Genomic DNA, 12678 nt, shown 5'->3' with positions numbered 1-12678 from the left:
TCTTCTGTTCAAAAATACCTCGGGGGTGTGGGGGCTGGCCCCCACGCGACCCCAGCCAAAAGCGAAACGATATGAATCACTTCCTCGACATCCACAAAACCGACGCCACCGCCCTGCGGTCCATGATCGACCAGGCGGGTGCCATGAAACAGGCCCGCCTCGGCCGCCCCAAGGCCGCCCCCGATGACGAACAACCGCTGGCAGGCCGCATGGTGGCGTTGATCTTTGAGAAACCCTCAACCCGCACCCGCGTTTCCTTCGATGTCGGCGTGCGGCAAATGGGCGGGCAGACCATGGTCCTCTCGGGCAAAGACATGCAACTGGGCCACGGCGAAACCATCGCCGATACCGCCCGCGTCCTGTCGCGCTATGTCGACATGATTATGATCCGCACCTTCGATGAAACCATCCTGACCGAGATGGCGGAATACTCGGACGTGCCCGTGATCAACGGCCTGACCGACCGCACCCATCCCTGCCAGATCATGGCCGATATCCAGACGTTCGAAGAACACCGCGGCCCCATCGCGGGCAAAAAAGTGGTCTGGACCGGCGATGGCAACAATGTCTGCGCCTCATTCCTGCACGCCGCGGGCCAGTTCGGGTTCGACCTGACCTTCACGGGCCCGGCCCAGTTCGACCCCGAGGAAGAGTTCATGGGTTTCGCCCGCCAGAAGGGTTCAAAAATCGTGATCGAGCGCGACGCCTATAAGGCCGTCGAGGGCGCAGATCTCGTGGTTGCCGACACCTGGGTCTCGATGCATGATAGTCAGTCCGCCAAAGAACGCCGCCACAACATGCTGCGCCCCTATCAGGTCAATGCCGAGCTCATGTCTCACGCCAAACCGGACGCGCTGTTCATGCACTGCCTGCCCGCCCACCGCGAGGAAGAAGCCACATCTGAGGTCATGGACGGCCCCAACTCGGTCATCTTCGATGAGGCCGAAAACCGGCTGCATGCGCAAAAGGCGGTGATGCGCTGGTGTCTGGACGTCTGAGCGGACCGCACTATGCCCCACGTGACACTGGAATTCTCGAAAGAGATCGAGCAGACCCATGATGTTCAGGCCCTCTGCGATCGGCTGTTCGAGGTCTTGGCTGCCCATCCCGAGTTCGACGCCGATACAATCAAGGTCCGCGCCACCTCGGTCGCGTATTACCGCATCGGCTCCGAGCCCCAAAGCTTTGTCCACGCCACGCTTCTGCTGATGCAGGGGCGTGACGAGGCCACGCGCACGGCGCTTAACGCCCTTGTTCTGGATGTTCTGGCTAACGCCCTGCCGCAGGTCGGCAGCATCACGGTGCAGGATGTTCAAATGAACCGCGCGACCTATGCCAAACGGCTGGTCGGATCATAACCGGCACCCGGCGGCGCATCCGCATTCAACTGCGCCGCCCGATCTTCCAGATGCGAAGCCTGATCACCGTCGCGACGCTCGCCAACACAACAAGCACACACAGCGCCACCTTGGTCATGACCTCCATCGTGCCCTCAATCAGCAGCGCATGCACAACACTGCCCGATATGGTGACAATCGCCAGTCCAGCGTGGGCCAACCGCCACAAACGAAACCGCACGCCCAGCCGCTGTCGATAAACCCCCAGCAACACGGCGGCAAACGCTGCCCACATTGCGCTCACACCCCAGACGGAAAACGGCGTGGGGGACACAAACAGCAACGCATCCACAACATCCGGCGGGCTGGTCAGCCACAACCCGACCACATGAACCACAATCGCCGCGATCAACGCCAGCCCGCACACCCGGTGCCAGCGACGGCTGGCCATCGCTGACAGCGGCAACCAACGCCCCGCCAGCAAGGGCTGCATCAGCAACAGCCCCATCGCAATGATCCCGGCAAACCCGGCCACGATGTAAACCGGCTGCCGCCACGCCAGCAGAGGGCTGAACGCCGCAGCGATGACCGGCACTAAGACGGCCACGACCACCGCGCCCCAAATCAGAAAACTGCGCAGCACCAATCAGACAGGCTGCAACACGAAATGCGCGGCCAGCGTCGTGTCTTTCGAACTGGCCATGACGGGCCGCAGAAACACCGCCTCAAACTCGCCGCTGTCATAGGCCAGATGCCCATGCGCCTGCCCAAAGGCGGGCACGATCTGCGGCATCTCCAACCGGAATTCGCCATTGGCGTCGGTCAGCGTCGCCCCATGGCTGCGCTGATCGCGCTCATGCCCTTCGGTCGTATGCGCCCAGATCTGGATGCGCTGGCCGGGCAGGGGGGCTCCATCGCCCGCGCGCCGCACCGTGCCGGTCATCCAGAACCCGCCGCCGCCGATCCGTTCGACGATCGGCGCGCCGGGGCGATAGTTGTTGGCCCCACCCCGCATTGTGGGCGTGGGCTCAAGCCCCGCCGCGCGCGCCGGAACCCAAAGGCCGGTGGCCACTGCGGCAGTACCCGCGGCAATCGCGGAACGGCGGGAGAAAAGCAATCCAGTCATCGGGCGACCTCCTGCAATAGGCAATCCATTCGGGTCAGTCTGTGGCGTCCACCGTCCAAGATAGCACGCTTTCGGCGAATTCCGAGATCGCACTGGCAGAGAATTGCGACCCCACGCGCGACCAGTGTAATCCAACCGAAATTCTTTGACGCCACGCGGGCCGGGATGCCATCCTTTGGATCATGCCAAAGGTCAGCCCATGACAATGCAAAACCACATCGCCCCCGAAGACATCGCCGCATTTCAGCGAGACGGGGCGGTTGTCCTCAGATCGAAATTCTCGGCCGAGTGGCTGGACCTGCTGCGCAAGGGCATCGACGCCGATCTCGCGCACCCCACGGATAACTTCACCCGTCACACCAAAGACCCACGCGCCCCGGCTTATTTCGAGGACTACTGGGCCTGGAACAAGATCCCGCAATTCACCAGCTTTGTTCGCCACTCCCCCTGCGCGCCGCTGGCCGCCGAACTGCTGGGTGCCCCGTCGATCAACCTCGTCATGGACAACTGGTTTCTGCGCGAGGCCGGATCGACCTCACGTCCGCCTTTCCATCAGGACCTGTCCTATTTCGATTTCGAAGGCACGATGTGCGTGCTCTGGCTGCCGCTAGAACCTGTCAGCAAAGAAAACGGCATCGCGTTCGTGAAGGGCTCGCATATGTGGGACAAGCTGTTTATGCGCGTGCGGTTTGCCGACGGGCATCCCAGCTATGAACCGACCAAGGTTGCAGGGCAGACCTATCACCCGCCCCCCGATGTCAACGCCGACCCCGGTGCCTATGACCTGCTGCAATGGGATATGGAACCCGGCGATTGCATTTTCTTCGACATGCGCACCCTGCATGGAGGGCTGTCCTCGACCACGCCGACCGAGACGGTGCGCCGGTTCACCCTCAGAATGACCGCGCCGGACGGTGTGATCCGCTATCGCGGCGACTGGGCCAAAGACGAGCGCGCGCAGTTCGAGGCCGCAGGGTATCGCGAGGGCGACCGGATTGCGGGGCCGTTTTTCCCGCAGCTCTGGCCGCGAGAGCAGGCATAGCGCTTGCACCTGATATGTGCGGTGGCGCACTTTTCAATCCAAAATCATGCTCTACATTTGCAATCATGAACAGGGGCCGATTGCGGCCCCACAGGATTTTGGAGAACAGGCATGAGTTGGAATCCCACCCACACCCCTGAATGCGTATCCGAAAACCCGGCGCTGGAGACGCTGATCATCCCGCGCGCCCGCGATCTGGGCGGGTTCGAGGTGCGCCGCGCTTTGCCCTCGGTCAAGCGTCAGCTCGTGGGCCCGTTCATATTCTTCGATCAGATGGGTCCGGCTGAATTCATCACCGAAGGCGGTATCGACGTCCGCCCGCACCCCCATATCGGGCTGGGCACCGTCACCTACCTGTATCAGGGCGAGTTTGAACACCGCGACAGCTTGGGCACTCATCAGATGATCTATCCGGGCGAGGTGAACTGGATGGTCGCCGGGCGTGGCGTCACCCATTCCGAACGTACCAGCGACGAAACCCGAGACACAAAGCACAGCCTGTTCGGTATCCAAACCTGGATCGCGCTGCCCGAAGCGCATGAGGATATGGCCCCCGATTTCGAACACCACAAACAGGGCGCGCTGCCTCATATTCAGGATACAGGTGTCAGCGCGCGGTTGATCCTTGGCTCGGCCTATGGCGAGAACAGCCCGGTGACCATGTTGTCGGAAACCTTCTATCTGGACGTTCAACTGGACCCCGGCGCATCCTTCCCACTGCCCGACGATCACGAGGATCGCGGCGTCTATGTCACCGAAGGCTCGATTGAAATCGCCGGGGATACTTTCGAAACGGGCCGCATGATGGTGTTTCGCCCCGGTGATCGGCTCTCGGCTAAGGCCGGGCCTTTAGGCGCGCGGCTGATGCTGCTTGGCGGGGCGACGCTGAACGAAGATCGCTATATCTGGTGGAATTTCGTCTCATCCTCGAAGGAAAAGATCGAAACTGCGACACGTGAATGGCAAGGGGCAGATTGGGCCAACGGGGCCTTCCACTTGCCGCCCGGTGACGATCAGGAGTTCATTCCCATCTCGGATGAGCTGGCGCGCACCAAGCCCCGGCTGGCAAAAACCGCGCTGTCAGGTCAGGGTTAACCTTACTTGCGCGATCATGAATTCCCGGCGATCCTTCCATCAGGTGAGGAGGGTCGCCATGAAGATCGTGTTTGCGGGCGCAGGCAGCATTGGCTGCTACTGCGGGGGCTTGCTGGCGCATGCGGGTCATGATGTGACTTTGCTGGGCCGCGCCCATGTGCTGGACCCGATCCGGGCGCACGGGCTGACGCTGACGGATTTCTCGGGTCTGAGCCGCTCGGTGCCTGCTGACAGTCTGACCACTGATGAAGAACCCACTAGCCTCGGCGCTGCCGAGCTGGTCATCGTGACGGTTAAATCCGTCGCGACGCCGGGTATGGCCGAGCTGATCGCCGCCAACGCGCCGGACATTGCGCCGGTTCTGTCTTGGCAAAACGGCATGGAGAACGCACGTATCCTGCGCGCCGCCTTGCCGGGGCGTAACGTGCGCGCGGGGATGGTGCCCTTCAACGTGGTGCCGACCGAGGCGGCGACCTATCACCGGGCCACGTCGGGGGATATCGTTATCCAGTCGGGTCCCGGTGGTTTGGCAGAACAACTCGACAACCCCGACCTGCCGGTGACGGAAAGCGATGAGATCGAGGCGGTGCAATGGGGCAAGCTTGTCATCAACCTCAACAATGCGCTGAATGCCCTGTCGGGACTGACGTTGGTTGAGCAGTTGCTAAACCGCACATGGCGGCACCTGATGGCAGATCAGATGGCCGAGGCTTTGACCGTTCTGAAAGCCGCCGGATACCCCGTCGCGTCGACCACGCCGCTGCCTGCTTGGATGACGCCTCATATCCTGCGCCTGCCGACACCGTTGTTCACCCGCATTGCCGCGCGCATGCTGACCATTGATCCCAATGCCCGCACGTCGATGGCGTACGATCTGTCGGCAGGCCGTCCCACGGAAATCGATTGCTTGCAGGGTGAGGTCATACGTCTCGGGCAGTCAACCGGGACTCCGACGCCGCTTTGTGTTCGGGTGTCAGACCTGATCAAACACGCGCCCGAAACGTCTCTGACACCGGATCAGATCAGGCCGTGAACCTGCGCGTCAGGCAAAGGCGGTTAGCATCCAGAAGATCACCGCCGACATGGTCGCCGTGGCGGGCACGGTGACAACCCAGGCCGCCACAATGGTCATAAAATGCGACCGCCGCACCAGCTTGCGGCGCTGATGCTCTTCCCGCGCCAGCCTGTGGCCCGGAGGGCGCTGATGGTGGGTCAGTTTCCAGCGCCGTTCCAGATGCCATTCGCGGTAGAACCCGACGCCGAACACGGCCCCGACGGCGATATGGGTGGAACTGACCGGCAGCCCCAGCCAACTGGCGACAATCACGGTGATCGCCGCCGACAGCGCCACGCAAAAGGCGCGCATCGGGTTCAGCCGCGTGATCTGGCTGCCTACCATGCGGATCAGCTTGGGCCCGAACAGGAACAGGCCGAACGAGATGCCGAACGCGCCGATGATCATCACCCATGTGGGAATGGCGACCTGCGCCGCAAACCCGCCGGATTTCGCCGCATAGACAATGCCAGCCAAAGGTCCGACCGCATTGGCCACGTCATTGGCCCCGTGCGCAAAACTCAGCAGCGTGGCAGAGACCGCCAGCGGCAGGCCGAACAGGGCTTTCAGGGACCGGGTGCGGTTCTCCAACCCTTCGGATTTGCGCCGCACCCAGGGGCCGGTGATGGCCCAGGTGATCAGACCGGCGACCAGCCCGATCAGAGCCGCCGTTGCAAGCTCGACCGACACAATCCGCGACAGTCCCTTGACGGCCAGATAGGTGGTGAATGTCCCCGCCATCAGGGCAACAAGCAGGGGTACCCAGAACCGGGCGGCTGCGATCTTGTCGTTTTGATACTGAATTCTGGACTCGATCAGCGCCAGAAAACCCGCCGCGATCACACCGCCGAGAATGGGCGAGATCACCCAACTGGCGGTAATCGTGCCCATCGTGCTCCAGTTCACCGCGCCCAAGCCGGCGGCGGCGATGCCCGCGCCCATGACGCCGCCCACAACCGAGTGCGTGGTCGAAACCGGAGCCCCGACCCATGTCGCCAGATTGACCCACAGGGCCGAGGAGATCAGCGCCGCCATCATCGCCCAGATGAAGACCGAGCTGTTCTGCACCGAGGCGGGATCAATGATGTCCTGCGAGATCGTCGCAACCACGTCGCCGCCCGCCAGCAACGCGCCCGCGCTTTCCGCAACGGCGGCGATTGCTATCGCGGCCCCCATGGACATTGCATTGGCGCCAACCGCCGGACCCATGTTGTTGGCCACGTCATTGGCACCGATATTGATCGCCATATAGGCCCCAAAGGCCGCTGCGGCGATTACGATCAGGCTGCCATGCGCCTGACCGAACAGCACCGCAGCCATCAGCCCGGCCAGCGCCATGAAGACCATTGCCATCCCGGGCGCCAACAAAGGGCGCGAGACATGCGAGTTCGCCGACTCGACCCGCGAGATACGGTTCAAGTCATTGTCCAGCGCCTGCCAGCGGGATTTCAAACGGGTATCCGGCATCTTTCCTGCGATCTTTCAGATTGACATCTGGCGCTATCGGTTTCCACGCCCGGAGGCAACCGCAATGGCGCTTAATCGCGACCCGGATGGCTATATTTGATGCAGCAGCGCGCGCAGTTCCGGCTCGTCCACGCGTTCGGCGGCGATCTGGGGTGACACCCAGCACCGCTCGCGCTCATGCACTTCGGGGAAGGTGTCGGACAGTTCGCGGACATGGATGCGGTAGACGCTGGTCAGGACCGGCTGCGCCGAGCCGTCCTTGAGGATCTTGTCGTAAGTATACTGACCCAGAGGCTCTTTTTCGACTTCCGCCGTCTGAACGCCAGCCTCTTCCCAGGCCTCCTGCCGGGCCGCCTCGGCCCCGTCCAGCCCGTCGATGGGCCAGCCTTTGGGAATAACCCAGCGCTTGGTTTCCCGGCTGGTGACCAGCAACACCTCCTGCTCTGGCCCGTTTCCCCGCGTGCACAGGGCTGCAAACTGCACCCGTCTGGGGCGCAGAAACAGAGGTCTGCCGACCTCATGCCAGATTTTTTTCAGCGCAGACATCATGTATCTTGTGTTCAGGCCGGTGTGTTATTTCATGTAAATAAGAAATAACTATGAAATGCAGTTTTTACAATGAAACCGTTAGTAATTAACAAGTTACGTCCCGATTTCGGCAATTTTACGTCAGTCGCTCCGGCGCTTGGCCCGCAGCGTGGGATCGGCCTGTGTGGGATCTTCGGGCCAGGGGTGCTTGGGATATTGCGCCCGCATGTCCTTGCGAACATCCGCATAAGATCCGGCCCAGAACCCGGGCAGGTCGCGGGTGATCTGGATCGGACGCTGCGCAGGGGACAGCAGCGTGATTTTCAGCGGTGCGCCACCGGCAGTCGGATGGCGGGTGACGCCGAACATTTCCTGCAGGCGCACTGAAATCTCGGGGGCAGCGCTGCTGTAGTCAATCGGCACCTTGCGCCCCAGGGGCGTTTCAAATGCGCCCGGGGCAAGGCGGTTCAGCTCCTGCGTCTGGACCCAGTCCAGCCGTGCCCGCAATGCTGGGATCAGATCGAACCGCTTCCAGTCCTCGGCATTGCGCACTCCGGTCAGCATTGGTAGTAGCCAGTCCTCCAGATCGGCCATAAGCCCGGCTTCCGAAAAATCCGGCAGGTCCACCCCATCGGAGCGCACCAGTTCCACCCGCGCCGCCAGCCGGGCCGCTGCCCCGTCCAGCCGCAGCCCCAGATCGCGGACGCCGTCCAGCATGGCCTGCGCAACCATTTGGTCGGGCACATCTTTCCAGATGCGGTCCGCCAAGGTGATCGCGCCCAGCCGCTCTTGCTGCCGGGCAATCACGCGCCGCTCCCGTTTGGACCAGTCGCAGGTTTCAACCCATTCGATCTGATCGGCGAACAGATTCCTGATCTCACGCTCCGAGATTTGGGCGGCCATCCGAACCCGCGCCTCGCGCGGATTGCCATCCGTATCCGTCACCACCAGATAAGGCGCGGCAGCCAGAGTATCCCCGCCGTCGAGCACAACACCCTTGCCGCCCGACAGCACGTAACGCGGTGCATCCCCCTTGCGCCGCTGCCCGATGCGGTCGGGATAGGCCAGTGCCGCCATCGCCGCAACGCTCAGGTCGCTGGACGCGCCCTCGGCCTGTGTGCGCAGCCGTTTGGTCTCGGCTTTAATCCGGTCGATCGCGCCTGCGTTGACCTGCCAGACCCGATTGCGCTGAAACGCGCGGAGGTCGCGCAGGGCCTCCATCCGCAACAACAGATCGGCAGGAGCACCTTTTAACGGGTCCCGCTCGGCCATCAGCGCGGCGAGGGGGGCGGCCTGTGCGCCCGCCGTCACCAGCATATGTCCCAATCGCGGATGTAGCGGCAGCGCGGCCAAGGCCCGCCCGTGATCGGTGATCCGGGCGTGTTGATCCAGTGCGCCGAGCATCCCAAGCAAAGCTCGCGCCTCGGTCATCGCGCCTTCGGGCGGCGGGGTCAGAAAGGCCAGATCGCTCGCATCCGCGCCCCACAGGGCCAGTTCCAGCGCCAGGCCGGTCAGGTCCGCCGCTTCGATATCGGCAGGCGGATAGGCGGCCAGCGCCCCATCTTCGCCCTTGGACCACAGCCGGTAGCAAACTCCTTCGGCCACACGCCCCGCGCGTCCCGCACGCTGAGTCGCTTCAGCCCGCGTGGCTCGTTCAGTCATCAGCCGCGACATGCCCGAGCCGGGATCGAACCGCGCCCGCCGCGCCTGTCCCATATCCACGACCACGCGAATGTCGGGAATGGTTAGCGAGGTCTCGGCGATCGATGTCGCCAGAACCACTTTGCGACCGGACTCCACAGGCGCAATTGCCGCGCGCTGGGCGGCAAAAGGCAGGGCCCCGAACAGGGGCCGCAGGGCGCAATCCTGCGGCAGACGATGGGTCAGAGCGGCCTCCGCCCGCCGGATTTCACCCTCGCCCGGCAAAAACACCAACATACCGCCACCGATGCCGCGCGTTTCATGCTCGGCCTGCACCACCAGATCGACAAGCGCATCCAAGCGCCGGGCCGTTGCGCCCATTGGCCGGTCCAGCCAGCGCGTTTCCACCGGGTAGCTGCGCCCCTCGGACGTCACCAGCGGGGCCTGCATCAAGCGACCCACGGGTTCCGCATCCAGCGTCGCCGACATCGCCAGAAGGATCAGGTCATCGCGCAGCGCCTCGGTAACCTCAAGGCACAACGCCAGCCCCAGATCAGCGTTCAGTGAGCGTTCGTGGAATTCATCGAAAATCACCGCGCCAATGCTCGGCAAGTCGGGCTCGGATTGCAGCATTCGGTTCAGGATACCCTCGGTCACAACCTCAATCCGCGTCGCTTTTGACACTTTCGCATCGCCCCGCACGCGATAGCCCACGGTCTGCCCGGCGCGTTCACCCAAGGTTTCTGCCATGCGTTCCGCCGCCGCCCGCGCGGCCAGACGGCGGGGCTCCAGCATCACGATCCTGTCGTCGCACAGACCGGCCTCGAGCATCGCCAAAGGCACCCGCGTGGTCTTCCCCGCGCCCGGAGGGGCCTGCAGCACGGCACGGCCATGGGCTTTCAGCGCAGCCAACAGCTGCGGGATAGCGTCGTCGATAGGCAGGCGGTGCGTCATTCCGGCTTTATCCGTCAAGTGGTGGCCGAGGTCTAGCGCCCCTGTTTCGCATGAGGATCAGCGGCAACAGACTCTGGCGCACTCTGTGCATGGCAGATTTCGGCTGCCGAGCGGGCTGGACAAATCGCCCTCGGCGGCGGCAAGTAGTCCTGCCGCAACAGATCGGGGTCGACATGGACATAGACAGCCTCAGTGACAGGATTTTGAACGGAGAGCGCCGTGCGCTCGCCCGCGCCATCACGCTGGTCGAAAGCGGCCGCACAGACCACCGCGCGCAGGCAGCCGAGTTGCTGGCCCTTCTGTCGCAATCTGACCGGCAATCCCTGCGCATCGGCCTGTCGGGCACGCCGGGGGTCGGCAAATCCACCTTCATCGAAAGCTTCGGCATGATGCTGACAGGGCAGGGCCTGCGCGTTGCGGTTCTGGCTGTTGATCCCAGTTCGGCCCGCTCTGGTGGCTCGATTCTGGGCGACAAAACCCGGATGGAGCGTCTGAGTCGCGATAAGAACGCTTTTATCCGTCCTTCCCCCAGCCAAACCCACCTTGGTGGTGTCGCCCGCCGGACCCGCGAAGCCATCGCGCTCTGCGAAGCAGCGGGGTATGACGTGGTCCTGATCGAAACCGTTGGGGTCGGCCAGTCGGAAACTGTGGTGTCCGAGATGTCCGACCTGTTCCTTCTGCTTCTGGCCCCCGCCGGAGGGGATGAGCTACAGGGCGTCAAGCGCGGCATCATGGAAATGGCCGACATGATCCTGATCAACAAGGCGGACGGAGACCTGAAGGCAACAGCCACCCGCACTTGCGCCGATTACGCGGGCGCGCTGCGCCTGCTGCGCAAACGGTCGCAGGATCCGGAGGGGTTTCCCAAAGCTATGACCGTCTCGGCGGTTGAGGAACATGGCCTGACTGATGCATGGACCGAAATGCAGACCCTCACCGAATGGCGGCGCGAGGCCGGGCACTGGGCTACAAACCGCGCGGCGCAAGCCCAATACTGGTTCGAGCAAGAAGTGCGCCACGCCCTGTTGGCAAAGCTAGAAACGGCGCAGGCCAAAGCCGATTTGGCGGCGCTGAACGAAAAGGTGTCAAAAGGCCAGATCAGCCCCGGAGCCGCCGCGAAGAAGATGCTGGCGAGCCTCACCTGACAAAGGCACCACAACCCCTTCATCTTTTCCCAAATACTCCCGCCGGAGGCATGGCCCGCAGGGGCCATTTCCATGCCAAAGACCAATGTCGAAGAATTCCTGCGATCTGTCTTGACCCTTCCGGCGATTCCCACTACACGCATCCAACCAGTTTTCGGGCGCGACTTCGGGTTGCGCCCCTTGTGATTTGGCCGCGGGCGGTTTGCCCGGCCTCCAGAAACAAAGGAAGAAACCATGTCGCGCCGTTGCGAACTGACCGGAAAAGGCCCGATGACTGGCAACAATGTCAGCCACGCCAAAAACAGAACTCGTCGTCGTTTCCTGCCCAACCTGAACGACGTTACCCTGCAGTCGGAAACCCTGGGCCGTGGCGTCAAGCTGCGCATCTCGGCGGCTGCGCTGCGTTCGGTGGACCACCGCGGTGGTCTGGACGCGTTCCTGGCCAAAGCCAAGGACGAGGACCTGTCCACGAACGCGCTGAAAGTGAAGAAAGAAATCGCCAAGGCACAAGCCTCGGCCTAAGCCTTTCGCACTTATTGAATTTTAGCCCTGTGCCCCCTTGGCGCAGGGCTTTTTCGTTATTGCGACCAAGCCTTTTTCGATTGTTCGTAATTTTTGAACAAAAGTTGACGTTTCGTGACGTTGTTCACAGACGCCGCCCCGCCGCTTGGGCCAAACTGAGAGCACTCAATTGACGGGGCGAATAAATGACATTTAAGAGTTTCAATTTTTTTACCGTGCTTTCGTCGCTGTACCGCAACACGTTTACGACCTGTAACCGGATGCAAAGATGGGTGAACCGGTCGCATACAAGCCTTACAAAAGGCTCGGTCAAACGGCGGGGCATAGACTACTGAAAAACGGCTTCAAGCGCGACGGTTTGGCGCTTGAAGCCATTTGATGTCCGGGCCTATACCATCCGAAGGATGAAAACCGGGTTCGCCAAAATTCTACCTTTTGCGCTGTCGCTTCTGTTGATTGTGACAGGACAGGGCATTGCCGCATCGCGCGGGGTCGACAATGCTGTCGGCCAGATGGTGCTGTGCACCGGGACGGGGCCTGTTGTGGTCTATATGGACCGGGAGGGGCAACCGACGCGTGCGCCTCATTACTGTCCGGACTATGCGCTGTTTCTGCTCGGGGCGCTTGCTGGGCCACCAACGCTTTTGCCCGAGAAACCGCAGCAGGCCCTGCCTGCGCCAGTGCGGAACACAGGAAACCTGATCGCGCTGCCGATTCCCAAAAGACCCGCGCGCGCTCCGCCTGTTTCGGTTTGAAAACACCCAAAA

The 12678-nt window shown here is 62.5% G+C and carries 13 protein-coding genes; 8 read left to right on the top strand and 5 right to left on the bottom strand.

Annotated elements, in window-relative coordinates; genetic code table 11:
* Positions 1-71 precede the first annotated feature (71 nt).
* Together argF and ACR0JN_RS06660 are read left to right on the top strand one after the other, a co-directional pair.
* On the top strand, positions 72-998 hold the full coding sequence (gene argF, locus ACR0JN_RS06665) for an ornithine carbamoyltransferase (protein ID WP_480884841.1): 927 nt from the start codon (positions 72-74) through the stop codon (positions 996-998).
* A 12-nt stretch (positions 999-1010) separates the two neighbouring features.
* Positions 1011-1358, top strand: a complete 348-nt coding sequence (locus ACR0JN_RS06660; protein WP_480884840.1) for a 5-carboxymethyl-2-hydroxymuconate Delta-isomerase — start codon at positions 1011-1013, stop codon at positions 1356-1358.
* 25 nt (positions 1359-1383) lie between these two features.
* Here the strand turns inward: ACR0JN_RS06660 and ACR0JN_RS06655 are convergent, their stop codons facing one another.
* Together ACR0JN_RS06655 and ACR0JN_RS06650 are read right to left on the bottom strand one after the other, a co-directional pair.
* The gene (locus ACR0JN_RS06655) at positions 1384-1977 is read right to left on the bottom strand and encodes a ferric reductase-like transmembrane domain-containing protein (protein WP_480885016.1); all 594 of its coding nucleotides are present in this window, start codon (positions 1975-1977) and stop codon (positions 1384-1386) included.
* Between the two features lie 6 nt (positions 1978-1983).
* Positions 1984-2463, bottom strand: a complete 480-nt coding sequence (locus tag ACR0JN_RS06650) for a twin-arginine translocation pathway signal (RefSeq protein WP_480884839.1) — start codon at positions 2461-2463, stop codon at positions 1984-1986.
* A gap of 199 nt (positions 2464-2662) precedes the next feature.
* Here ACR0JN_RS06650 and ACR0JN_RS06645 point away from each other — a divergent pair, with 199 nt between their 5' ends.
* The 3 genes from ACR0JN_RS06645 (at position 2663) to ACR0JN_RS06635 (ending at position 5633) form a co-directional block, all read left to right on the top strand.
* On the top strand, positions 2663-3505 hold the full coding sequence (locus tag ACR0JN_RS06645; RefSeq protein WP_480884838.1) for a phytanoyl-CoA dioxygenase family protein: 843 nt from the start codon (positions 2663-2665) through the stop codon (positions 3503-3505).
* Positions 3506-3616: 111 nt separating this feature from the next.
* Positions 3617-4600 (top strand): pirin family protein, encoded by a 984-nt coding sequence (locus tag ACR0JN_RS06640; RefSeq protein WP_480884837.1) that lies wholly within the window; start codon positions 3617-3619, stop codon positions 4598-4600.
* Positions 4601-4658: 58 nt separating this feature from the next.
* On the top strand, positions 4659-5633 hold the full coding sequence (locus ACR0JN_RS06635; protein ID WP_480884836.1) for a 2-dehydropantoate 2-reductase: 975 nt from the start codon (positions 4659-4661) through the stop codon (positions 5631-5633).
* A 9-nt stretch (positions 5634-5642) separates the two neighbouring features.
* On the opposite strand, the gene ACR0JN_RS06630 is transcribed toward ACR0JN_RS06635, so the two are convergent.
* The 3 genes from ACR0JN_RS06630 to hrpB form a co-directional block, all read right to left on the bottom strand.
* Complete coding sequence (locus tag ACR0JN_RS06630) at positions 5643-7121, bottom strand: inorganic phosphate transporter (protein WP_480884835.1); 1479 nt, start codon at positions 7119-7121, stop codon at positions 5643-5645.
* A 90-nt stretch (positions 7122-7211) separates the two neighbouring features.
* Positions 7212-7670 (bottom strand): NUDIX hydrolase, encoded by a 459-nt coding sequence (locus tag ACR0JN_RS06625; RefSeq protein ID WP_480884834.1) that lies wholly within the window; start codon positions 7668-7670, stop codon positions 7212-7214.
* A gap of 120 nt (positions 7671-7790) precedes the next feature.
* A complete protein-coding gene (gene hrpB, locus ACR0JN_RS06620; protein ID WP_480884833.1) occupies positions 7791-10244 on the bottom strand; it encodes an ATP-dependent helicase HrpB in 2454 nt (817 codons plus the stop codon).
* Between the two features lie 173 nt (positions 10245-10417).
* On the opposite strand from hrpB, the gene meaB reads away from it, so the two are divergent.
* From meaB to ACR0JN_RS06605, 3 genes are all read left to right on the top strand, one after another.
* Entirely contained in the window at positions 10418-11389 is a 972-nt protein-coding gene (meaB, locus tag ACR0JN_RS06615; protein WP_480884832.1) for a methylmalonyl Co-A mutase-associated GTPase MeaB, read from the top strand.
* A 234-nt stretch (positions 11390-11623) separates the two neighbouring features.
* Positions 11624-11911, top strand: a complete 288-nt coding sequence (rpmB, locus tag ACR0JN_RS06610; protein WP_480746174.1) for a 50S ribosomal protein L28 — start codon at positions 11624-11626, stop codon at positions 11909-11911.
* 365 nt (positions 11912-12276) lie between these two features.
* Positions 12277-12666: a hypothetical protein gene (locus ACR0JN_RS06605; protein WP_480884831.1), complete on the top strand. Its 390-nt coding sequence runs from the start codon at positions 12277-12279 to the stop codon at positions 12664-12666.
* The last annotated feature ends 12 nt before the right edge of the window (positions 12667-12678 follow it).

This window comes from Ruegeria sp. G12 (assembly GCF_056533565.1).
Note: the sequence above shows the minus strand (reverse complement) of the source record. Positions and strands in the feature narration are given on the sequence as shown.